This is a genomic window from Pseudomonas sp. Marseille-P9899, from assembly GCF_903166565.1.
GTDB lineage: Bacteria > Pseudomonadota > Gammaproteobacteria > Pseudomonadales > Pseudomonadaceae > Aquipseudomonas > Aquipseudomonas huaxiensis.
Genome location: NZ_CAESCG010000007.1, coordinates 270,774 through 291,837, shown reverse-complemented (window position 1 = coordinate 291,837; position 21,064 = coordinate 270,774). Strand labels below are relative to the sequence as shown.

Annotated in this window: 21 protein-coding genes; 6 read left to right on the top strand and 15 right to left on the bottom strand. The window is 64.3% G+C overall.

The features are described from left to right. Positions 1 to 13: 13 nt before the first annotated feature. From HWV67_RS27695 to HWV67_RS27660, 8 genes are read right to left on the bottom strand one after another with little or no spacing between them, the layout of a single operon-like run. Positions 14 to 1,012, bottom strand: a complete 999-nt coding sequence (locus HWV67_RS27695; RefSeq protein WP_095159323.1) for a septal ring lytic transglycosylase RlpA family protein — start codon at positions 1,010 to 1,012, stop codon at positions 14 to 16. Further along, on the bottom strand, positions 1,012 to 2,022 hold the full coding sequence (mltB, locus tag HWV67_RS27690) for a lytic murein transglycosylase B (RefSeq protein WP_095159395.1): 1,011 nt from the start codon (positions 2,020 to 2,022) through the stop codon (positions 1,012 to 1,014). The genes HWV67_RS27695 and mltB overlap by 1 nt, the downstream gene beginning before the upstream one ends. 17 nt (positions 2,023 to 2,039) lie before the next feature. After that, entirely contained in the window at positions 2,040 to 3,143 is a 1,104-nt protein-coding gene (gene rodA / locus HWV67_RS27685) for a rod shape-determining protein RodA (RefSeq protein WP_175653600.1), read from the bottom strand. A gap of 38 nt (positions 3,144 to 3,181) precedes the next feature. Continuing rightward, a complete protein-coding gene (mrdA, locus tag HWV67_RS27680; RefSeq protein ID WP_095159325.1) occupies positions 3,182 to 5,077 on the bottom strand; it encodes a penicillin-binding protein 2 in 1,896 nt (631 codons plus the stop codon). A gap of 17 nt (positions 5,078 to 5,094) precedes the next feature. After that, positions 5,095 to 5,562 carry a 23S rRNA (pseudouridine(1915)-N(3))-methyltransferase RlmH gene (gene rlmH, locus HWV67_RS27675; protein ID WP_009397919.1) on the bottom strand — a complete coding sequence of 156 codons (468 nt, stop codon included), beginning with the start codon at positions 5,560 to 5,562 and terminating at the stop codon, positions 5,095 to 5,097. 9 nt (positions 5,563 to 5,571) lie between these two features. Further along, on the bottom strand, positions 5,572 to 5,991 hold the full coding sequence (rsfS, locus tag HWV67_RS27670; protein ID WP_095159326.1) for a ribosome silencing factor: 420 nt from the start codon (positions 5,989 to 5,991) through the stop codon (positions 5,572 to 5,574). 51 nt (positions 5,992 to 6,042) lie between these two features. Then, a complete protein-coding gene (gene nadD, locus HWV67_RS27665; protein WP_095159327.1) occupies positions 6,043 to 6,696 on the bottom strand; it encodes a nicotinate-nucleotide adenylyltransferase in 654 nt (217 codons plus the stop codon). 1 nt (position 6,697) lies between these two features. Then, on the bottom strand, positions 6,698 to 7,969 hold the full coding sequence (locus HWV67_RS27660; RefSeq protein WP_175653536.1) for a glutamate-5-semialdehyde dehydrogenase: 1,272 nt from the start codon (positions 7,967 to 7,969) through the stop codon (positions 6,698 to 6,700). Between the two features lie 209 nt (positions 7,970 to 8,178). On the opposite strand from HWV67_RS27660, the gene HWV67_RS27655 reads away from it, so the two are divergent. Both HWV67_RS27655 and HWV67_RS27650 read left to right on the top strand, forming a co-directional pair. After that, positions 8,179 to 8,871, top strand: a complete 693-nt coding sequence (locus HWV67_RS27655; protein WP_095159329.1) for a DNA-3-methyladenine glycosylase — start codon at positions 8,179 to 8,181, stop codon at positions 8,869 to 8,871. Between the two features lie 4 nt (positions 8,872 to 8,875). Further along, the gene (locus HWV67_RS27650; protein WP_175653535.1) at positions 8,876 to 10,192 is read left to right on the top strand and encodes a bifunctional DedA family/phosphatase PAP2 family protein; all 1,317 of its coding nucleotides are present in this window, start codon (positions 8,876 to 8,878) and stop codon (positions 10,190 to 10,192) included. Between the two features lie 3 nt (positions 10,193 to 10,195). Here the strand turns inward: HWV67_RS27650 and HWV67_RS27645 are convergent, their stop codons facing one another. The 3 genes from HWV67_RS27645 to HWV67_RS27635 are packed head-to-tail and all read right to left on the bottom strand — an operon-like array spanning position 10,196 to position 11,871. Next, the gene (locus tag HWV67_RS27645) at positions 10,196 to 10,786 is read right to left on the bottom strand and encodes an LON peptidase substrate-binding domain-containing protein (RefSeq protein WP_095159331.1); all 591 of its coding nucleotides are present in this window, start codon (positions 10,784 to 10,786) and stop codon (positions 10,196 to 10,198) included. Between the two features lie 9 nt (positions 10,787 to 10,795). Further along, complete coding sequence (locus tag HWV67_RS27640) at positions 10,796 to 11,512, bottom strand: LrgB family protein (RefSeq protein WP_095159332.1); 717 nt, start codon at positions 11,510 to 11,512, stop codon at positions 10,796 to 10,798. After that, on the bottom strand, positions 11,509 to 11,871 hold the full coding sequence (locus tag HWV67_RS27635) for a CidA/LrgA family protein (RefSeq protein WP_095159333.1): 363 nt from the start codon (positions 11,869 to 11,871) through the stop codon (positions 11,509 to 11,511). The genes HWV67_RS27640 and HWV67_RS27635 overlap by 4 nt, the downstream gene beginning before the upstream one ends. Positions 11,872 to 12,041: 170 nt before the next feature. Between HWV67_RS27635 and HWV67_RS27630 the strand changes: the two genes are divergently transcribed. The 3 genes from HWV67_RS27630 to HWV67_RS27620 all read left to right on the top strand — a co-directional run bounded on the left by HWV67_RS27630 (position 12,042) and on the right by HWV67_RS27620 (position 14,974). Next, positions 12,042 to 12,497, top strand: a complete 456-nt coding sequence (locus HWV67_RS27630) for a MaoC family dehydratase (protein ID WP_175653534.1) — start codon at positions 12,042 to 12,044, stop codon at positions 12,495 to 12,497. Between the two features lie 87 nt (positions 12,498 to 12,584). Next, a complete protein-coding gene (locus HWV67_RS27625) occupies positions 12,585 to 14,306 on the top strand; it encodes a C13 family peptidase (protein WP_175653533.1) in 1,722 nt (573 codons plus the stop codon). A 26-nt stretch (positions 14,307 to 14,332) separates the two neighbouring features. After that, on the top strand, positions 14,333 to 14,974 hold the full coding sequence (locus HWV67_RS27620; RefSeq protein WP_175653532.1) for an oxidoreductase: 642 nt from the start codon (positions 14,333 to 14,335) through the stop codon (positions 14,972 to 14,974). Positions 14,975 to 15,015: 41 nt separating this feature from the next. Here the strand turns inward: HWV67_RS27620 and HWV67_RS27615 are convergent, their stop codons facing one another. The 4 genes from HWV67_RS27615 to HWV67_RS27600 all read right to left on the bottom strand — a co-directional run bounded on the left by HWV67_RS27615 (position 15,016) and on the right by HWV67_RS27600 (position 19,264). Then, positions 15,016 to 15,276 carry a YceK/YidQ family lipoprotein gene (locus HWV67_RS27615; RefSeq protein ID WP_175653599.1) on the bottom strand — a complete coding sequence of 87 codons (261 nt, stop codon included), beginning with the start codon at positions 15,274 to 15,276 and terminating at the stop codon, positions 15,016 to 15,018. Positions 15,277 to 15,299: 23 nt separating this feature from the next. Further along, complete coding sequence (gene ubiX / locus HWV67_RS27610; RefSeq protein WP_110969055.1) at positions 15,300 to 15,929, bottom strand: flavin prenyltransferase UbiX; 630 nt, start codon at positions 15,927 to 15,929, stop codon at positions 15,300 to 15,302. After that, positions 15,926 to 17,275 carry a UDP-N-acetylmuramate:L-alanyl-gamma-D-glutamyl-meso-diaminopimelate ligase gene (mpl, locus tag HWV67_RS27605; protein ID WP_175653531.1) on the bottom strand — a complete coding sequence of 450 codons (1,350 nt, stop codon included), beginning with the start codon at positions 17,273 to 17,275 and terminating at the stop codon, positions 15,926 to 15,928. The genes ubiX and mpl overlap by 4 nt, the downstream gene beginning before the upstream one ends. 66 nt (positions 17,276 to 17,341) lie before the next feature. Beyond that, complete coding sequence (locus HWV67_RS27600) at positions 17,342 to 19,264, bottom strand: sigma-54-dependent Fis family transcriptional regulator (protein WP_175653598.1); 1,923 nt, start codon at positions 19,262 to 19,264, stop codon at positions 17,342 to 17,344. 266 nt (positions 19,265 to 19,530) lie between these two features. On the opposite strand from HWV67_RS27600, the gene exaC reads away from it, so the two are divergent. Then, complete coding sequence (exaC, locus tag HWV67_RS27595) at positions 19,531 to 21,051, top strand: acetaldehyde dehydrogenase ExaC (RefSeq protein ID WP_095159340.1); 1,521 nt, start codon at positions 19,531 to 19,533, stop codon at positions 21,049 to 21,051. Positions 21,052 to 21,064: the final 13 nt, after the last annotated feature.

The following is a 21,064-nucleotide window of genomic DNA, read 5'->3' as shown; positions in this document are numbered from 1 at the left end:
CCAGTCCCCCCGGTCAGTCCGCCGTGACTACTTTCGCCTGTCCCAGGTTGGCCAGGCGTACGCTGTCCTGCGTCTGCTGGACCTCGCCCTGACTGCGGATCGGCCCCAGGCGCACGCGGTGCAGGGTCTGCTGGTTGCGCACGATGGAACTGATGAACACCGGTGCGCTGACCATGCCGCTCAACTTGGAGCGTAGCAACTCGGCGGCGTCCGGGTTGGCGAATGCGCCAACCTGCAGGAATGTGCCGCCATTGGCCGGCACGCTGTTGCTGGCGACCTGCACCGGCAGGACTGCGGCGGCGTGCTGCTGCGGCGGTGGCGTCCACTGTTCGACGGTGCCGGTGCTCGCCGCAATCGGCTTGGCCTGGGCCACTTGCGGCTGGTCGAGTACCAACGGCGCCGGACGACCCTTCTGGGCCCACCATTGCTGAGGATCGATGCCTTCGACGCGAACCCGCGCGGTGCCGGTTTCGGCGTAACCGAGCTTCTTCGCTGCCGCATAGGACAGGTCGATGATGCGGTCGGAATAGAACGGGCCGCGGTCGTTGACCCGCAGGATCACGCTGCGGTTGTTGTCCAGGTTGGTCACCTTGACGTAGGCCGGCAGCGGCAGGGTCTTGTGCGCCGCAGTCATGGCGTAGAGGTCATAGACCTCGCCGTTGGCGGTGTTCTGCCCGTGGAACTTGGTGCCGTACCAGGACGCGGTGCCCTGGGCGACATAGTTGCGCGAGTCGGGGATCGGGAAGTAGGTCTTGCCCAGTACGGTGTACGGGTTGGCCTTGTAGTTACCGGTGTGCACGGTTGGCGTGGCGTCCGGGATCTTCGAGACATCGACGTCCCACCACGGCGCGCCGTCCTTGTGGGCCCGGTTGATGTCCAGCCCGGGCTTGGCGCGAACCACGTTGCCGCTGCTGCTCTGGGTCGGACGGCTGGAAGAACAACTGACCAGCACCAGGCCAAGCGCCGCGCAGCCCAGCAGTTTCAGCGATGTAGCAGAGAACAGTATGCGCATTACCGGGCGCCCCTTGCCTGAACCAGCAGGTCTGAAAGTTGATGTACCGCCATGGCGTACATCACGCTGCGGTTATAGCGAGTGATCGCGTAGAAGTTCTTCAGGCCAAGCCAGTACTCGGGGCCGTTTTCGCCTTCAAGCCGGAAAGCGGTGACCGGCAGATCATCGCGCAGCGCATCATGACTCGACCAGCCCAATGCCCGCAACTCCCCCACCGTCTTGACCGGCTCGATGCCCGGGCTCAGGCCTTCGTCGACACGCTCGCCACGGACCATCGCACGACTGACCACCGGCTCGCCGGCAACCCAGCCGTGACGCTTGAAGTAGCTGGCGACGCTGCCGATGGCGTCGTCGGGGTTGTTCCAGATGTTGATGTGGCCGTCGCCGTCAAAGTCCACGGCGTAGGCGCGGAAGCTGCTCGGCATGAACTGCGGCAGCCCCATGGCTCCGGCGTAGGAACCCTTGAGGGTCAGCGGATCGATCTGCTCTTCGCGGGCCAGCAGCAGGAATTCACGCAGTTCCTTGCGGAAGAACGGAGCCCGCTGCGGGTAATCGAAGGCCAGGGTCGACAGCGCGTCCATGACCCGGTAGTTGCCGGTATTGCGGCCAAAGAAGGTCTCGACACCGATGATCGAGACGATCACCTGCGCCGGCACGCCGTATTCCTGCTCGGCGCGGGCCAGAGCGGCCTCGTGCTGGCGCCAGAAGTCCACGCCACGGGCGATACGCGCGTCGGTGAGGAACATCGGCCGGTATTCTTTCCACGGTTTGACCCGTTCTGCAGGACGGGAAATGGCGTCGAGGATCGCCTGCTTGCGCTGGACATCGCGGAACACGCCCATCAACTGCTCGCCGGCGAACCCGTAGTCACGGGTCATCTCGCCAACGAATTCGGCTACCTGGGGGGATCCATCGTAGTCGCCGGCGCTGGCCTGCTGCACGCCGCCGAACAGCCCGATCAGGCCCGCCAGAGGTACACAACGGGCCATCCAGCCACGCATTGCTTGCATCAAGAAATTCACCTTACTCAAACCTGCGCGATCCATTTGCGGTGGGTATGGATCGACATGAGAACGCCAAACGCTGACAGCAGCGTCACCAGCGAAGTTCCACCATAACTAATGAAGGGCAGCGGCACGCCCACGACGGGCAGCAAGCCGCTGACCATGCCGATATTGACGAAGACGTACACGAAGAAGGTCATGGTCAGGCTGCCGGCCAGCAACTTGCCGAACAGGGTCTGGGCCTGGGCGGTGATCACCAGCCCGCGGCCGATCAGCAGCAGGTAGATCAGCAACAGCGCGCAAATGCCCACCAGGCCGAACTCTTCGCCGAGCACGGCGATGATGAAGTCGGTGTGGCTTTCCGGGAGGAAGTCCAGGTGCGACTGGGTGCCCAGCAGCCAGCCTTTGCCGAATACGCCACCGGAACCGATCGCCGCCTTCGACTGGATGATGTTCCAGCCGGTGCCCAGCGGGTCGCTTTCCGGGTCGAGGAAGGTCAGTACCCGTTGCTTCTGGTAGTCATGCATGACGAAGAACCACATCGCCACCGCCACCGGCACGGCCGCCGCCAGCACGCTGATGATCCAGCGCCAGCGCAGCCCGCCCATGAACAGCACGAACGCACCGGAAGCGAGGATCAGCAGCGCGGTGCCGAGGTCCGGCTGGCGAACGATGAGGATGAACGGCAGGCCGATCAGAACCAGGCTGATCAGTACGTGTTTCAGGTGCGGCGGCAGCGTGCGCTTGGCCAGGTACCAGGCGATGGTCGCCGGCATGATGATCTTCATGAATTCCGACGGCTGGAAGCGGATCACCCCGGGGATGTTGATCCAGCGCGTCGCGCCCATGGCGTTGTGCCCCATGACGTCCACCACCACCAGCAGGATCACCCCGAGCACATACGCCAACGGCACCCAGCGCGCCATGAATCGCGGTTCGAGCTGGGCAATGACGAACATCGAGACCAGGCCGATACCGAACGACGACGCTTGCTTGAGCAGCAGGTCCCAGTTCTTGCCGCTGGCCGAATAGAGGACGAACAGGCTGCCGGCCGCGAGGGTCAGCAGCAGGATCAGCAAAGGGCCGTCGACATGGATGCGCTGCAGGAAGCTGGCGCGCCGACGCATCACGTCCTCGCTGGAGAGCATGCGATCGAAATTACTCTTCACGGGGCCGGTTCCTGGGCAACGGTGGCGGAGGGGTCAGCGTATTCGGGTTTGAGACGGCCATGTTCGTCCAGCAGCCAGGCATCCATTACCTGACGCAACACCGGCGCAGCGACACCCGAGCCGGACTCCCCGTTCTCGACCATCACCGAGATCACGATGCGCGGATCTTCGGCCGGGGCGAAACCGACGAACAGGGCGTGGTCGCGATGGCGCTCCTGGACCTTGTTGCGGTCGTACTTCTCGCCCTGCTTGATCGCCACGACCTGGGCCGTACCACTCTTGCCGGCAATCCGGTACTGGGCGCCGACAGCGGCTTTGCGCGCGGTGCCGCGGGCGCCGTGCATCACCTGCTCCATGCCGTGGGTGACCTTGGCCCAGTCGGACTTGTCGCGCAGGACGATGTCTTCCATCGGGTTCGGATCGACCGGCGGCTGGCCCTCGATGGTCTTGGCCAGGTGCGGACGGATCCACTTGCCCTTGCTGGCGATCAGCGAGATGGCCTGGGCCAGTTGCAGCGGCGTGGCCTGCATGTAGCCCTGGCCGATCCCGAGAATCAGCGTCTCGCCCGGGAACCAGGCCTGGCGACGGGTGGCGCGTTTCCACTCGCGGGACGGCATCAATCCCGGCGATTCCTCGAACATGTCCAGCGCGACCTTCTGGCCGATGCCAAAGCGGTTCATGTAGCTGGACAGCTTGTCGATGCCCATCTTGTGCGCGAGGTCGTAGAAGTAGGTGTCGTTGGACCGCATGATTGCTGTGTCGAGGTCGACCCAGCCGTCACCAGTGCGGTTCCAGTTGCGGTATTTGTGATCGTAGTTGGGCAGTTGGTAGTAGCCCGGGTCGAACACCCGCGTCGAGGCGTTGACCACACCGGAATCGAGGCCGGCGACGGCAACTGCGGGCTTGATGGTCGAGCCCGGTGGATAGAGCCCGCGCAGCACGCGGTTGAACAACGGCCGGTCGATCGAGTCACGCAGCTCGGCGTAGGCCTTGAAACTGATACCGGTGACGAACAGGTTCGGGTCGAAGCTCGGCTGGCTGACCATCGCCAACACTTCGCCGGTTTTCGGGTCGAGGGCCACGATGGCGCCGCGCCGCCCGCCCAACGCGGCTTCGGCCGCTTCCTGCAGCTTGATATCGAGGCTCAGGACGATGTCCTTGCCGGGAATCGGGTCGGTCCGCTTGAGCACCCGCAACACTCGGCCGCGGGCGTTGGTCTCGACTTCCTCGTAACCCACCTGGCCGTGCAGCTCGGGCTCGTAGAAGCGCTCGATGCCGGTCTTGCCGATATGGTGGGTGCCGCTGTAGTTGACCGGATCGAGGACCTTCGCCTCTTTCTCGTTGATCCGTCCGACGTAGCCGACCGAATGGGCGAAATGCGCACCCTGTGGATAATGCCGCACCAACTGCGCCACCACTTCCACACCGGGCAGGCGGAACTGGTTCACCGCAACCCGGGCGATCTGCTCCTCGGTCAGCTCGAACAGGATCGGCACCGGCTCGAATGGCCGACGCCCCTGTTTCATGCGTTTCTCGAACAGCGCGCGGTCGTCCGGGGTCAGCTCCAGTACCTCGACGATCACGTCGAGGACCGCCTGCCAGTCGCCGGAACGCTCCCGGGTCATGCTCAGGCTGAAGCTGGGACGGTTGTCGGCGATGATCACGCCATTGCGGTCGAAGATCAGCCCGCGAGTCGGCGGAATCGGCTGCACGTGCACCCGATTGTTCTCCGACAGCGTGGAGTGATACTCGTACTGGATCACCTGCAGGTAATACAGGCGGGCGATCAGCACGCAGATCAGCAGAAGGATCGCCACTGCACCGACCACGACGCGGCTACGCACCAGACGGGCGTCTTTCTCGTGATCCTTGAGGCGAATCGGCTGCGACATTGAAAAGGCTTACAGGCTTATTTGTGGTAAGGGTGCCCGGACAAAACAGTCCAGGCGCGATAAATCTGTTCGCCAATCAGTATCCGTACCAATGGGTGTGGCAGGGTCAGCGGAGACAGCGACCAGCGCTGCTCGCTGCGCGCACAGACTTCCGGCGCCAGCCCTTCGGGGCCGCCGACCATCAGGTTCACGGTACGCGAATCCAACCGCCAGCGGTCGAGCTCGACCGCCAGTTGCTCAGTGCTCCAGGGCTTGCCATGGACCTCCAGGGTGACAATCCGTTCCCCTGGCTGGACCTTGGCGAGCATGGCCTCGCCCTCCTGACGAATCAGGCGAGCGACGTCGGCATTCTTGCCCCGGGTGTTGAGCGGAATTTCCACCAGTTCCAGGGACAGCTCGGACGGCAGGCGCTTGGCATATTCATGCCAGCCTTCCTCGACCCACTTGGGCATGCGCGAGCCGACCGCGATCAGGCGCAGACGCATGACGCTTCCTTATTCCCGGTCTTTGAGCTTGTCGGAATAGTCGTGGACGTTTTCCGGGCTGTGGTGCTTGCCATCGGCGGCGCGGCTTTGCTCGGCGCCAGCCCACAGACGCTCCAGATCGTAGAACTGGCGCGCGGCGGCGGTCATCATGTGCACGATGACGTCGTTCAGGTCCAGCAGGACCCAGTCGCTGTCGCCCTTGCCTTCTTCGCCCAGCGGCATGACGCCCTTGGTCTTGACGAACTCGCGAACCTTCTCCGCCATCGCGTTGATCTGGCGATTGGAGGTACCGGTGGCGATGATCATGTAGTCGGTCAGGCTGTGCTTGTCGTGCACGTCGATGACCTGGATATCCTGGGCCTTGACGTCTTCCAGGGCCGATTTGGTCAACTGGACCAGCTCTTCGCCGGTGATTTTCTGCTTGGTCATAAAAAACTCGTTCAACTCATTGAATGAGGCGCCCGCGGGGCGCCTGCAGTTCTACGCACGGTAAAGGCCGTGCGTTTCGATATAGGCCAGTACTGCGTCCGGCACCAGGAACCTCACCGACTTGCCGCTGGCCAGCAGCTGTCGGATTTGCGTGGCGGACACCGAAAGTGGCGTCTGCCAAACGAACGAAATGTTCCCCGCCGGGCCGGACATGGCGGTGGGATCGCTCTCCGAGCGCGCAGCCAGCAGGTTGCGCAACTCGTCAGGGGGCTCGACATCGGCATCCGGGCGTTGCAGCACCAGGATGTGACAATGTCGCAACAATTCTTCCCAGCGATGCCAGCCGGGCAGGCCGCAAAAGGCATCCCAGCCCAGCAGCAGGAACAACTGGTCGTCGGCGCCCAACTCGGCGCGCATCGACTCCAGGGTGTCGATGGTGTACGACGGCTTGTCGCGGGCCAGCTCACGGGCATCCACGCTTAGCCGGTCAACACCTTCGACGGCGCAGCTGACCATCGCCAGACGGTCCTGCGGCACCACATGCGGCGTGTCGCGGTGCGGTGGCCGGGCGTTGGGCAGCAGGCGCACCTCGTCGAGCCCCATCAGCTCGACCACTTCCAGCGCACTGCGCAGGTGGCCGATGTGCACGGGATCGAAGGTGCCACCCAGCACACCGATACGCCGGACCGCCTGGGCCTTGCTCAACTCAGCAGGACTCCTGTCCACGCAACTGGCCGTCACCGACGACCACGTATTTCTCGCACGTCAGGCCTTCCAGACCGACCGGGCCGCGGGCGTGCAGCTTGTCGGTGGAAATGCCGATTTCCGCACCCAGACCGTACTCGAAGCCATCGGCGAAGCAGGTCGGGGTGTTGATCATCACCGACGCCGAATCCACTTCGGCCACGAAACGCCGGGCCTGGCCCTGGTGTTCGGTGACGATGGAGTCGGTGTGGTGAGAACCATAGTGATTGATGTGTTCGATGGCCGCCTCGACGCCGTCGACGATGCGGATCGACAGGATCGCCGCCAGGTACTCGGTGTGCCAGTCTTCTTCGGTCGCCGCAACGGCCTCGATGATCTGCCGGGTACGCTCGCAACCGCGCAGTTCGACGCCTTTTTCCCGAAATTGGCGGGCCATTTCCGGCAAGAATTCGGCGGCGACGCTGGCATCCACCAGCAGGGTTTCCATGGCGCCGCAGATGCCGTAGCGGTAGGTCTTGGCGTTGAAGGCGATGCGCCGGGCCTTGTCCAGTTCGGCATGCTCGCCGACATACACGTGGCAAATGCCATCGAGGTGCTTGATGACTGGCACCCGGGCATCGCGGCTGATGCGCTCGATCAGGCCCTTGCCGCCACGGGGAACGATGACGTCAACGAACTCCGGCATGGTGATGAGCGCGCCCACCGCCTCGCGGTCGGTGACTTCCACCACCTGGACCACCGCCGGCGGCAGGCCAGCCTCTGCCAGGCCGCGCTGGATGCAGGCGGCGATGGCGCGGTTGGAGTGAATCGCCTCGGAACCGCCGCGCAGGATGGTGGCGTTACCCGACTTCAGGCACAGGCTCGCGGCGTCGATGGTCACGTTCGGCCGCGACTCGTAGATGATCCCGATCACGCCCAGCGGCACCCGCATCTTGCCGACCTGAATGCCCGATGGCCGATAGCTCATGTCACGAATCGCCCCGACCGGGTCCGGCAGAGTGGCCACCTGACGCAGACCGACGATCATGCCGTCGATGCGTGCCGGGGTCAGCGCCAGACGATCGAGCATGGCCGGTTCCAGGCCGTTGGCCCGGCCGGCGGCCAGATCGAGTTCATTGGCAGCGGACAGTTCGGTGCGAGCCGCGTCCAGCGCGTTGGCGGCAGCGTGCAGGGCGCGGTTCTTCTGCGCAGTGCTGGCACGGCCGATCACGCGGGACGCCTCACGGGCGGCGCGACCCAGGCGGGTCATGTAGTCAAGAACGGACTCAGTCATGGGGCTCAGTGTCTTGGCGGAGGGGAAAATCGGACGAGTATAACTGCGACAGGGTTATACGCCCAGCGGTGACAGGCGGATGGTAGGACGTGAGTCACAGAGAAGTGATAGGCCCGCCCCTGTGGGAGCCCGCTCCCACAACTCCGTTCAGCTTCGATAAAGGAAGAAGTTGCTATCATCGGCACTTCTTCCACCTGCCCAAAACCACCATGTCCCAGCCAGCGCCCTGCCCGCCCCGTGCCTTGCCCGACGCCTTTTTCGACCGCGACGCCCAGGTCCTCGCCAAGGACCTGCTGGGCAAAGTGATCCGCCATCGCCACGGCCCCTACTGGCTGTCGGCGCGGATCATCGAGACCGAGGCCTATTATCTCGACGAGAAAGGCAGCCACGCCTCGCTCGGCTATACCGAGAAACGCAAGGCGCTGTTCCTCGATGGTGGGCATATCTACATGTACTACGCGCGCGGTGGCGATTCGCTCAACTTCAGCGCTCAAGGGCCGGGAAACGCAGTACTGATCAAATCCGCCTTCCCGTGGGTCGACGCCGTCTCCGACAGCAACGCCCTGGCACAAATGCAGGTGAACAACCCGGACGCCAGCGGCGGGGTCCGCCCGATCGAGCGGCTCTGTAACGGGCAGACCCTGCTGTGCAAAGCCCTGGGCCTGAAAGTGCCGACCTGGGACGCCAAGCGCTTCGATCCGGAACGGCTGTTTGTCGAGGACTGTGGAATCATCGTGCAACACATTATCCAGGCCAGCCGGCTGGGCATTCCCAAGGGCCGCGACGAACATCTGCCGCTTCGTTTCGTCGACGCCGAATACGCCCGTCACTGCACGCGGAACCCGCTGCGCCGCGGCCAAGTCGAAGGCCGCGACTTCTCTCTACTGACACAAGGAAACTGACACGATGGGCCCATGGCTCGACAGCCTGACCGGCTGGCTGACCGCGAACCCGCAATGGCTGGGCGTCGCGATTTTTCTGGTGGCCTGTGTAGAGTGCCTGGCCATCGCCGGGATCATCGTGCCCGGCACTGTCCTGTTGTTCGCGGTCGCCGTGCTGGCCGGCAGCGGCGCGCTATCCCTGAGCGAAACCCTGCTGCTGGGCTTTCTCGGCGGATTGCTGGGTGATGCCATCTCCTACACCGTGGGACGACGTTTCCATCAGAACATCCGGCGCCTGCCACTGCTGCGCCATCACCCGGAGTGGATTGGCAGCGCCGAAACCTACTTCCAGCGTTATGGCATCGCCAGTCTTCTGGTTGGCCGCTTCATCGGCCCATTGCGGCCGATGCTGCCGATGGTCGCCGGCATGTTCGACATGCCGCTGCCGCGCTTCATCGCTGTCAGCCTGATTGCCGGCGCCGGCTGGGCGGTGGCCTACCTGCTGCCGGGCTGGGCCACCGGCGCCGCCATGCGCCTGCCGTTGCCGGAGGGTTTCTGGCCGCAGGCCGGCGTGGTCGCTGCGGGTGTGGCCATATTGATCGGGGTGAGCATCAACAGCAGCCTGCGCGCGCAGCCCCGCGGGACACGGCTGATCGCGGCGGTCAGCCTGGTCATGCTGGTGGCGCTGTTCATCGGCTTCCCGCACCTGAGCCAGTTCGACCAAGGCCTGATGACCCTGATCCAGGAACACCGCAGCCGCGTCCTGGACGGCAGCATCGTGCTGATCACCCGTCTCGGCGACTTCCGCACCCAACTCGTCGTCGCCGGCGTGCTGGTGGTGATGTTGCTGCTCGCGCGGCAATGGCGCCCGGCGGTCTTCGCCTGCAGCACCCTGCTGGGCACGGCCCTCGCCAACTCCGCCACCAAGTGGTTCTTCGCCCGCGCCCGCCCGGAAGTCCTGACCGATCCGCTGACCACCTACAGCATGCCGAGCGGTCACAGTTCCGCTTCGTTCGCCTTCTTCCTGACCCTCGCCGTGCTGGCCGGCCGCAGCCAGCCACCGCGGATGCGCCTGACCTGGATTCTGCTGGGCTGCCTGCCGGCGCTGTCGATCGCGGTGTCGCGCGTTTACCTCGGCGTGCACTGGCCCACCGACATCCTCGCCGGTGGTCTGCTCGCCTGCTGCGTCTGCGCCATCAGTCTGGCACTGGTCCAGTACCGCGAGCCGCTGACGGCCATGCCGCTGCGGGTCTGGTGGCTGATTCTGCCGGCGTGCGTCGGCGTGCTGGCGTTCTTCGCCTTGCACGCGCTACCGCACGCCCTGCTGCGTTATCAGTACTGAGGCTCAGGCGAAGAGTTCGCCCTGGATGCGGTCGAGCAGCGACTGGATCGCTACCAGGCGCTGAGTGGGAGAGTCGATGGCGAGGAGCTTGAGCTTGTCCTCGTCATCGAACGGCAGCAGGTAGGCCAGTTGATTGGCCAGGGCCTGCTTGCCGGTGACCCGGCTGGCCATGTCCAGCCCTGAAACCATCGGGTGTTCGGCCAACGCCATGAGCAGCGCCAGCAGGTCGTCATCCTCGTCGTCCAGCGGCGGATCGTCCTGCTCATCCAGCCAGCGCACGTCAGCCACCAGCAGGTTGTCCTTGCGCACTTCGAAGTCATCGACCATGAAGCGCCGTTCGCCCTTGACGCGAATGCCCAGCAGGCCGTTGTCCTGCTGCTGGAAATCCTCGATCAGCGCCTGGCAGCCGATGCCGGCGAAAGACTCCGGCGCCTTGCCGACCTGCTCGCCCTCGAGGATGCACACCACGCCAAAGCCGCCGCCCTGCTTCATGCAGCGGCCGATCATGTCCAGGTAACGCGCCTCGAAGATCTGCAAATCCAGGTTGCAACCGGGAAACAGCACGGTGTTGAGGGTAAACAAGGGCAACGTCATTACAGGTCCTCAGGCTACCAGGCTGACCGCCAACGGCAGGAACACCGCGGTAGCCACACCCATCAAGCTCATGGCCAGGGCCGCGAACGCCCCGCACTCTTCACTTTCCTGCAGCGCCACCGAGGTGCCCACGGCGTGCGCTGTCAGACCCAGCGCCATGCCCCGGGCCTCGGGGCTGTTCACACCCAGCAGCGACAACAGCGCCGGGCCGAAAATCGCCCCGATCACGCCGGTGATCAGCACGAACACCGCGGCCAGCGCGGCGACACCACCAATCTGCTCAGCCACCAGCATGGCGATCGGCGAGGTCACCGACTTCGGCGCGAGGGTCATCAGAATCATGTGCTCGGCACCGAACCACCAGCCCAGCAGCAGGCAGATAGCGGTCGCGAACACACCTCCGACTATCAGCGTAGTAAAGGTCGGCCAGAACAGTTGGCGGATCCGCCGCAGGTTCAGATAGAGCGGCACGGCCAGGGCGACCGTGGCCGGGCCCAGCAGGATGTTCATGATTTCCGTGCTCTTGCGGTACTCGGCGTAGGTCAGGCCGCAACTGAGCAGTACGCCGATCACCACCAGCATCGAAACCAGCACCGGCTGGAGAAACAGCCATCGGGTCTTTTCATACGCGGCGATCACCAGTTGGTAGGCGCCCAGGGTGATGCCGATGCCGAACAGCGGATGGTGGATAACCGCCTGCACCGCGCCTTGCCAGTCGAGACTCATGGGCGATCCTCGCGGCGGGCCTGTCGGGCGATCATTTTCTGCATCAGTACGCCACAGAAGGCCATGGCCAGAATCAGCGACAGCACCAGCGCGCCGGCAATCGCCCAGAAGTCGGCGACGATGTCAGCGGCATAGACCATCACCCCCACGGCTGGCGGCACCAGCAGCAGCGGCAGATAGCGCAGCAGGCTGGAAGCCGCCTCGCTCAGTGGCTCGCCGACTTCGCCCCGCACCATCAGGAAGACCAGCAGCAACACCAGGCCGATGATCGGCCCCGGAAGAATGGGTACAAACAGGTGATTGATCGCTGTACCGAGCAACTGGAACAGCACGAGCCACGTCAAACCGCGCAACAACATTGCCTATCTCCCTCAAACCTGGCGGCCATTATAAGCACGCTAACGACCGGTCTATACCCCGACATTCGCCCGGGTCATGCCTACTTGACCCGGCCAATGGAGCGTGCTGATCTTAAGCATTCGTATCTGCCTTAGTCATAAGAAATTCAAAGACAGTCAGGAGAGTCGCAATGCCCTATGTACCCGTTGCAGAGCTGCCGCAGTACGTTGGAAAGGAACTCGGACGTTCCGAATGGCTGAAGATCGATCAAGAGCGCATCAACCTGTTCGCCGAGGCCACCGGCGACTTCCAGTTCATTCACGTGGACCCGGCGAAGGCGGCAAAAACGCCATTTGGCAGCACCATCGCCCACGGCTTCCTCACCCTTTCGCTGATTCCCAAACTGATGGAAGACATCCTGGTCCTGCCCGAGGGCCTGAAGATGGTCGTCAACTACGGCCTGGACAGCGTGCGATTCATCCAGCCGGTCAAGGTCAACTCGAATGTCCGCCTCGCGGTGAGCCTGACCGAGGTCACCGAGAAGAAACCCGGCCAGTGGCTGCTCAAGGCCACCGCGACCCTGGAAATCGAGGGTGAAGAAAAACCGGCCTACATCGCCGAGCCCCTTTCCCTCGCGTTCGTCTGACGCCCGCTGGTGAAACGGCCTGACCGCCGTTTCACCAGAACCCTGGTTCTGCGGCATACTCGGGGCTTCAAACGCCCGGACCCCGCCATGCGCCCACTCGTTCCACTTGCCCTGATTCTGCTGCTCGCCGCCTGTGGCGATGGCGAACCGCTGTCGCCGCCCGATGCCCGCCTGCCCGATGGCGGCCGTTACCGGGGCGAGGTGGTCGACGGCCTGCTGCAGGGCGAAGGTCGCGTCGACTACCCCAACGGCAGTTGGTACGCCGGACACTTCAGCAACGGCCAGTGGCATGGCCAGGGCGAATGGCACGGCAGCAACGGCGAGGTCTATGTCGGCCAGTTCCAGCAGGGACTGTTCCACGGCCAAGGCAAGCTCACCACCCCTACCAGCAGCTACAGCGGCGGCTTCAAACTCGGCCGGCGCGACGGCGAAGGCACCCTGCGCGAAGGCGGCCAGCATTACCGCGGCCAGTTCAAGGACGACCAGTACAGCGGCGCCGGCGAGTTGGTGCTGGCCGATGGCAGCCAGTACCAAGGGCAGTTCGCCAAGGGCAAGCCCAATGGCGAAGGCGTTCGCAGCGACGCCAGCGGCAATCAGTTCAGCGGCCACTTCGTCGATGGCCTGCTCAAGGGCACCGGCACCTTCAACAGTGCCGAGGGCGATCAGTACATCGGCGAGTTCAAGGCCAATCGCCTGGAAGGCCGCGGCCGTTACGAGAATGCCGACGGCGACGTGTGGATCGGCGAATTCAAGGACGGCGCGCTCACCGGCAAGGGCGAGTTGTTCGCCGTTGACGGCAGCCATTACAAAGGCGGCTTCCGCGACTGGCGCTTCTCCGGCAAGGGCCGCCTGCAACTGGCCGACGGCAGCGTCTACAGCGGCGGATTCGAAAACGACAGCTACCAGGGCAGCGGTCGCCTGGTCCTGCCTGGCGGCCGGGTCGAGGCCGGTCACTGGATCAACGGCCTGCGGGTACGCGACGAACAGGGCCGGTTGCTGCCCGACCCGCTCGAACAAGCCTTGCTCAACCAGGGCAGCCTGCTGGAACAGGCCCTGGGGCAAATACCGCCCTCCACCGGCGATATCGAGCTTTACAGCCTGACCCTGGCGGGCGACGGCAACCAGAGCGTGTTCCTGCGCGAAGCCGACTACGTCAGCGAGATGCTCAAGACCCGTTTCGGCGCCGTTGGCCAGGTCAGCCTGGTCAACCACCGCGACCACCTCGCCGACCGGCCCATGGCCACCCGCGAGACCCTCACCCGCGCCGCCAAGCGCCTGGCCGAGCGCAGCGGCCCGGAAGACCTGGTGTTCGTCTACCTCACCACCCACGGCAGCCACGAGCATGAACTGGTGCTCGACCAGCCACGGCTGCAACTGGCCGACCTCCCCGCCGACGAACTGGCCGCCGCCCTCGCGCCACTCAAGGAACGCGACAAGATCATTGTCATCTCCGCCTGCTATTCAGGTGGCTACATCGAACCGCTCAAGGATGAACGGACCCTGATCATGACCGCCTCGCGGGCCGACCGGGTGTCCTTCGGCTGTTCCGAGGAGGCGGACTTCACCTACTTCGGTGACGCGCTGTTCGCCCAGGCCCTGAACCAGACCGACGATCTGCAACAAGCATTCGAACTTGCCCGCGCCCATGTGGACCAACGGGAACAAGCCGAAGGCTTCGAAGCGTCCGAACCGCAGATATGGGCGCCCAAAGGCGTCCTGGCACATTGGCAAAAACTGCGTCAGCAACAAGCGCGAAAAGCGCTGCAAAGTGCCACTGCGGTCGAGGAAAAAAGTACAGCCAGCCACTAAGCTGACTGTATCAAGGGAGAAACATCATGTACTTGACGCCGCAGCACATCCTGCTTGCCGGGGCTACCGGCCTTACCGGTGAACACCTGCTCGATCGCCTGCTCAACGAGCCGACCATCAGCCGCGTGCTTGCTCCTACTCGCCGGCCACTGGCCGAGCATCCGCATCTTGAAAACCCGGTCGGGGACCCGGCGGTTTTTCTCCCGCAGTTGAGTGGCCGTGTCGATATCGCGTTCTGCTGCCTGGGCACCACCATCAAGCAGGCCGGGTCGGAAACGGCCTTCCGCGCCGTCGACCTGGACATGGTCGTGGCCTTCAGCAAACGCGCCCGGGAAATGGGCGCGCGGCACCTGCTGGTGGTCAGCGCGATCGGCGCCGACGCGAAATCGTCGGTGTTCTACAACCGGGTCAAAGGCGAGATGGAAGAGGCGCTGAAGGCCCAGGACTGGCCACAACTGACCATTGCCCGGCCGTCGCTGCTGCTGGGCGATCGCATTGAGCCGCGCCTGGCCGAACAGGTGGCCGGCACGCTGTCGAAGCTGATTCCGGGTAAATATCACGGGATCGAGGCTTGCCAGCTGGCGCGGGCGCTGTGGCGGCTGGCGCTGGAGGAACAGGACGGGATTCGGGTGGTGGAATCCGATGAGCTGAGGAAGCTGGGGAAATAAGGTCACGAATATGGGAGCGAGCTTGCTCACTCCCACAAGTGCTACAAGCCACCGCTGGCCTGGAACCCAACCCCGAGGACCGTCAGCACCGACAACGGCAAGAACAGCGTATCCAGCACCATGCTCCCCGGCAGATCCAGCCCCGGGTACTTCGGCGCCTCAGCGCCAAAGCGGTCCTCGGCGCAACAACCACCCTGCATCGCATACAGGTCCAGCCGCGTCCCGGAATACACCACCGGAGCGCCCGGTTTCGCCGCATCCAGCGTGCGGACCGTGGCGCAGCCACTGAGGGTCAGCGCCATCAGCAGCCCCGCCAGCAGGCGCTTCACTCTTCCCCACCGAAATGATGCTCGCCCCAGCGCGGCAGCATGTCCTGGGGAATGTTCAGCAGATTGAGAATCCGCGCCACGACGAAGTCCACCAGGTCATCGATGGTTTGCGGCTGGTGATAGAACCCCGGCGCCGCCGGCAAGATCACCGCGCCCATTTGCGACAGCTTGAGCATGTTCTCCAGATGGATGGTGGAAAACGGCGCTTCCCGCGGCACCAGGATCAACTGGCGGCGCTCTTTCAGGGTGACGTCCGCAGCGCGCTCGATCAGGTTGTTGCAGGCCCCGGTGGCGATCGCCGACAGGGTGCCGGTGGAACACGGCACCACCACCATCGCCGCCGGGGCGCCGGAGCCGGAAGCCACGGGCGACATCCAGTCCTCCTTGCCATAGACGCGAATCTGCCCGGCGGCAGCGCCGGTGTATTCGGTCAGAAACGCCTGCATCGCCTGGGGCTTGGGCGGCAGCACCACGTCGGTTTCGGTGGACATCACCAACTGCGCCGCCTTGGAAATCAGGAAGTGCACCTCGCGGTCTTCTCGCACCAGGCAGTCCAGCAGACGCAGGCCATATTGCGCCCCCGAAGCGCCGGTCATCGCCAGGGTGATGCGTTCCGGCCCGTTCACCGCAGCGCCTCGGCCAGTTTGCCGTGCAGGCCGCCGAAGCCGCCGTTGCTCATGATCACCACCTGGGTGCCGGCGCGGGCCTGGCTTTTGACCCGTTCGATGATGGCTTCGAGGCTGTCGGCGACAATGGCCGGCACAGCGCACTGCGCGGCGGTCGCCGCCAGATCCCAGCCGAGGTTCGGCGGGGCGTACCAGATCACCTGGTCGGCATCGCGCACGCTTTCCGGCAGGCCATCACGGTGGGCACCGAGTTTCATCGAGTTGGAGCGTGGTTCGATCACCGCGATCACCGGTGCATCGCCAACACGCTTGCGCAGGCCGTCGAGGGTGGTGGCGATGGCGGTCGGGTGGTGGGCGAAGTCGTCGTAGATGGTGACGCCGTTGACCTCGGCGACCTTCTCCATCCGCCGCTTGACGCTCTTGAACGCGCTCAGCGCAGCGATGCCCATGGCCGGGACGACGCCAACGTGGCGGGCCGCAGCCAGGGTCGCCAGGGCGTTGGCAACGTTGTGCTGGCCGGTCAGTTCCCACTCCACCACGCCTTGCACCTCGCCGTCGAAGCTCACTTCGAAGCGCGAACCGTCGTCGCTGAGCAGGCGCACCTGCCATTGGCCGCCTGCGCCGGTGGTCTGCACCGGGGTCCAGCAGCCCATCTCGATCACGCGCTTCAATGCGGGCTCGGTGGTGGGGTGGACGATCAGGCCTTCGCTCGGAATGGTGCGCACCAGATGGTGGAACTGCCGCTCGATCGCCGCGAGATCAGGGAAGATATCCGCGTGATCGAACTCAAGGTTGTTCAGGATCGCGGTGCGCGGGCGGTAATGAACGAATTTCGAACGCTTGTCGAAGAAGGCGCTGTCGTATTCATCCGCCTCGACCACGAAGAACGGCGTGCCGCCCAGACGCGCCGACACCGAGAAGTTCTGCGGCACGCCGCCGATCAGGAAGCCCGGGCTCATGCCGGCATGTTCCAGCACCCAGGCCAGCATACTGCTGGTGGTTGTCTTGCCGTGGGTGCCGGCGACCGCCAGGACCCAGCGCCCCTGCAGGACATGGTCGGCCAGCCACTGCGGGCCGGACACATAAGGCAGGCCCTTGTTCAGCACATATTCCACCGCCGGATTACCCCGCGACAGCGCGTTGCCGATCACCACCAGGTCAGGTGCGGGATCCAGTTGCGCGGCGTCATAGCCCTGGGTCAGTTCGATGCCCTGGGCTTCGAGCTGGGTACTCATGGGCGGATAGACGTTGGCGTCGGAACCGGTGACGCGGTGGCCGAGCTCCTTGGCCAGAACCGCCAGCGAGCCCATGAAAGTGCCACAGATACCAAGAATATGAATGTGCATGGTCAACCTCGGAAAACGTGCTGGCAGGGTAGCTTAGGGTTGGAAAAATCTCACCCTGTGTTTCGCTCAGGCACCCCGGGAAAGACCGTGTTTGCGCAGTTTCCGATACAACGTGTTACGACTCACCCCGAGCTGCGCCGCCACCTGGGTCATGTGCCAGCGCTTCTGTTCCAGTGCCGCCAGCAGGGCCTGGCGCTCGGCGTCGTCCAGTGGCGCCCGAGGGTTATCCACAATCGCGCTGGCCACGGCTTTCAATGGCGCGGCGTTGCGCACCAGCGGCGGCAGGTCGAGCACGCCGATATGCCCGTCTTCGCACAGCGCCACCAGGGTTCGCAGCACATTGCGCAATTGGCGCACGTTGCCCGGCCAGGAAAAACCCAGCAGCAGACGGCGCGCGGCCGGCTCCAGTTGCACGGGTTGTCGCCCGGCTTCCTCGGCGAGGATGAAGTCGAGCAACTGGCCCTTGTCGCTGCGTTCGCGCAACGCCGGCAGGGCGATTTCCAGGCCATTGAGGCGGTAATAAAGGTCTTCGCGGAAACTGCCGTCCTCAACCCGGTTCAGCAGATCGCGGTGCGTGGCACTGATGATGCGCACGTCCACCGCCTGCGGCTCGCCGCCGATGGGCACCACCTGGCGCTCTTCGAGCACCCGCAGCAGGCGGGTCTGCAAGGCCAGCGGCATGTCGCCGATCTCGTCCAGCAGCAATGTGCCGCCATCGGCCTGTTGCAGCTTGCCGCGCATGCCTTCCTTGCGCGCACCGGTGAAGCTGCCGCCGCGATAACCGAACAGCTCGCTTTCGATCAGGCTTTCCGGAATCGACGCACAGTTGAGCGCGACAAACGCCTTGCCCGCGCGCTGACTGGCCTGGTGCACGGCCTTGGCGAACGCCTCCTTGCCGGAGCCGGTCTCGCCGTTGAGCAACAGCGGCACATCGCGCTCGAACACCCGCAGCGCCCGACGAAAATCGTTCTGCAGGGCCGGGTCGAGCAGGCAGATATCCGCAGCCTTGCTCGGCGCCGGCACACGCACCGGCGCAATCGGCTGGACCAGCGCCCGGGCCTGCCCGCGCAGGCTGGCGAACAGCAACCGGCCATCACGGGTACGCAGCGGCCAACTGGTGCTGGCCATCGCGGTAGCGCGGCCCAGCAACTCGTCGAGGTGGCAGTCGAAGAACATCTCCACCGGCTTGCCCAGCAGGCCGCCACGGACATTGCCCAACAGATTCAGCCCGCTCTGGTTGACCGCCTGGATCCGCCCTTCGCCGTCGAAGGCCAGCAGCCCCTCGCTGAACAGCCCGACGGATTCGGCCTGCAGGTGAAAGCGCAGCAACCAATGGTTTTCGAAACAGCGCAGGAAATAACAGCTCTCGATCATCTTCGCCGAGAGATTGACCAGGGCCATGGTGTGGAACTGGCTCTGCCGCGAGACCTCCGCCCGCGCCGAGGACACGTCCAGCACCGCCAGCAGTTCACCGTGCGGGTCGAAGACCGGGCTCGCCGAGCAGGTCAGGCCGGTGTGGCGTCCGCGAAAATGTTCTTCCTGATGGATGGTCAGCGCCTGGCGCTCCACCAGGCAGGTGCCGATGCCGTTGGTGCCTTCGCGGGCCTCGCTCCAGTCGGCCCCCAGCCACAGCCCGGCACGCTCGAAAATGCGCCGCTCGGTGGGTGCGGTCACGCAATTGAGGATCACCCCGCGAGCATCCGTCAGCAGGACCGCATGACCGGCGCCGGAGAGTTGCTGGTGCAGGCTGTTCATCTCGCTGTCGGCGATACGCAGCACCTGATGCAGGCGATCGCGGCTTTCCATGACCCGCTCGTGTTCGAGCACGGTGGGCGCCATGGCGAGGGCCGGATCGAGGTGGTAGTCCTCCAGGCAGCGCAGCCAGGAGCGGGCGATCGAAGGATCGCTGCCCGGCCCCTGCAAACCGCCTTTGCCCTGGGTCACCGTAAGCACTTGCCGGGCGTGCCGGCTCAGATGATTGCCCTGCACTTTTATTGTTCTCCGCGGGTGAGAGAAACCCAGCATCCTCCTCGCACTGGCGCTTTGCAATGGCGCCTTGACCACCGGGTCGCTGGCTGTACCGCCAGCGGTACAAAGTGTCACCCAGGCTGTACCGAAGGTGTCGCAGTCTGCGCTGAAACCCTCGGCAAAACTGCGCCAAGTCATTGATCCGACGTGGCCTGCGGGCACTGGCCCGACCTTTGCTCTACGCTTGGAATCCTCCCCAACAAAACACATAAGCCAGGAGAGACACCATGCGTTACGCACATCCAGGTACCGAAGGCGCAAAGGTTTCGTTCAAGAGCCGCTACGGTAACTTCATCAATGGCGAGTTCGTGGCTCCGGTCAAAGGCGAGTACTTCACCAACACCTCGCCGGTGAATGGCCAACCCATCGCCGAATTCCCCCGCTCCACTGCCGAAGACATCGATAAAGCCCTGGACGCCGCCCACGCCGCCGCCGACGCGTGGGGCCGCACCTCGGTTCAGGACCGCTCCAATGTTCTGCTGAAAATCGCCGACCGCATCGAGCAGAACCTCGAAGTGCTGGCCATCACCGAAACCTGGGACAACGGCAAGGCCGTCCGTGAAACCCTGAATGCCGACATCCCGCTGGCGGTCGATCACTTCCGCTACTTCGCCGGCTGCATCCGCGCCCAGGAAGGCGGCGCCGCAGAGATCAACGAAGGCACCGTGGCCTATCACATCCACGAGCCGCTGGGCGTGGTCGGGCAGATCATCCCGTGGAACTTCCCGATCCTGATGGCCGCCTGGAAACTCGCCCCGGCGCTGGCCGCCGGCAACTGCGTGGTACTCAAGCCGGCCGAGCAGACGCCGCTGGGCATCACCGTGCTGGTGGAACTGATCGCTGACCTGCTGCCGCCAGGCGTGCTCAACGTGGTGCAAGGCTACGGCCGCGAAGCCGGTGAAGCGCTGGCCACCAGCAAGCGCATCGCCAAGATCGCCTTTACCGGCTCGACGCCGGTCGGCTCGCACATCATGAAATGCGCCGCCGAAAACATCATTCCGTCCACCGTCGAGTTGGGCGGCAAGTCGCCGAACATCTACTTCGAAGACATCATGCAGGCCGAACCGTCCTTCATCGAGAAGGCTGCCGAGGGCCTGGTGCTGGCGTTCTTCAACCAGGGCGAAGTCTGCACCTGCCCGTCCCGCGCACTGGTGCAGGAATCCATCTATCCGAAGTTCATGGAAGTGGTGATGGAGAAGGTGAAGAAGATCAAGCGCGGCGACCCGCTGGACACCGACACCATGGTCGGCGCCCAGGCCTCGCAGCAGCAGTTCGACAAGATCCTGTCGTACTTGGAAATCGCCGAGCAGGAAGGTGCTGAACTGCTCACCGGCGGCAAGGTGGAAAAACTCGAAGGCGACCTGTCGACCGGCTATTACATCCAGCCGACCCTGCTCAAGGGCAACAACCGCATGCGCGTGTTCCAGGAAGAAATCTTCGGCCCGGTGGTCAGCGTCACCACCTTCAAGGACGAAGCCGAAGCCCTGGCGATCGCCAACGACACCGAGTTCGGCCTGGGTGCCGGCGTCTGGACCCGCGACATCAACCGCGCCTACCGCATGGGCCGCGGGATCAAGGCTGGCCGCGTGTGGACCAACTGCTACCACCTGTATCCGGCGCATGCCGCGTTCGGTGGCTACAAGAAGTCCGGCGTTGGCCGTGAAACCCACAAGATGATGCTCGATCACTATCAGCAGACCAAAAACCTGCTGGTGAGCTACGACATCAATCCATTGGGCTTCTTCTAAACCCGTGATCGCG

What these genes read in the sequence shown, in the direction of transcription:
- HWV67_RS27695 (WP_095159323.1), bottom strand. Translation starts at nt 1,012, where the DNA reads ATGCGCATACTGTTCTCTGCTACATCGCTGAAACTGCTGGGCTGCGCG.
- mltB (WP_095159395.1), bottom strand. Translation starts at nt 2,022, where the DNA reads ATGCAAGCAATGCGTGGCTGGATGGCCCGTTGTGTACCTCTGGCGGGC.
- rodA (WP_175653600.1), bottom strand. Translation starts at nt 3,143, where the DNA reads ATGCGTCGGCGCGCCAGCTTCCTGCAGCGCATCCATGTCGACGGCCCT.
- mrdA (WP_095159325.1), bottom strand. Translation starts at nt 5,077, where the DNA reads ATGTCGCAGCCGATTCGCCTCAAGGATCACGAGAAAGACGCCCGTCTG.
- rlmH (WP_009397919.1), bottom strand. Translation starts at nt 5,562, where the DNA reads ATGCGTCTGCGCCTGATCGCGGTCGGCTCGCGCATGCCCAAGTGGGTC.
- rsfS (WP_095159326.1), bottom strand. Translation starts at nt 5,991, where the DNA reads ATGACCAAGCAGAAAATCACCGGCGAAGAGCTGGTCCAGTTGACCAAA.
- HWV67_RS27660 (WP_175653536.1), bottom strand. Translation starts at nt 7,969, where the DNA reads ATGACTGAGTCCGTTCTTGACTACATGACCCGCCTGGGTCGCGCCGCC.
- HWV67_RS27655 (WP_095159329.1), top strand. Translation starts at nt 8,179, where the DNA reads ATGTCCCAGCCAGCGCCCTGCCCGCCCCGTGCCTTGCCCGACGCCTTT.
- HWV67_RS27650 (WP_175653535.1), top strand. Translation starts at nt 8,876, where the DNA reads ATGGGCCCATGGCTCGACAGCCTGACCGGCTGGCTGACCGCGAACCCG.
- HWV67_RS27645 (WP_095159331.1), bottom strand. Translation starts at nt 10,786, where the DNA reads ATGACGTTGCCCTTGTTTACCCTCAACACCGTGCTGTTTCCCGGTTGC.
- HWV67_RS27640 (WP_095159332.1), bottom strand. Translation starts at nt 11,512, where the DNA reads ATGAGTCTCGACTGGCAAGGCGCGGTGCAGGCGGTTATCCACCATCCG.
- HWV67_RS27635 (WP_095159333.1), bottom strand. Translation starts at nt 11,871, where the DNA reads ATGTTGTTGCGCGGTTTGACGTGGCTCGTGCTGTTCCAGTTGCTCGGT.
- HWV67_RS27630 (WP_175653534.1), top strand. Translation starts at nt 12,042, where the DNA reads ATGCCCTATGTACCCGTTGCAGAGCTGCCGCAGTACGTTGGAAAGGAA.
- HWV67_RS27625 (WP_175653533.1), top strand. Translation starts at nt 12,585, where the DNA reads ATGCGCCCACTCGTTCCACTTGCCCTGATTCTGCTGCTCGCCGCCTGT.
- HWV67_RS27620 (WP_175653532.1), top strand. Translation starts at nt 14,333, where the DNA reads ATGTACTTGACGCCGCAGCACATCCTGCTTGCCGGGGCTACCGGCCTT.
- HWV67_RS27615 (WP_175653599.1), bottom strand. Translation starts at nt 15,276, where the DNA reads ATGGCGCTGACCCTCAGTGGCTGCGCCACGGTCCGCACGCTGGATGCG.
- mpl (WP_175653531.1), bottom strand. Translation starts at nt 17,275, where the DNA reads ATGCACATTCATATTCTTGGTATCTGTGGCACTTTCATGGGCTCGCTG.
- exaC (WP_095159340.1), top strand. Translation starts at nt 19,531, where the DNA reads ATGCGTTACGCACATCCAGGTACCGAAGGCGCAAAGGTTTCGTTCAAG.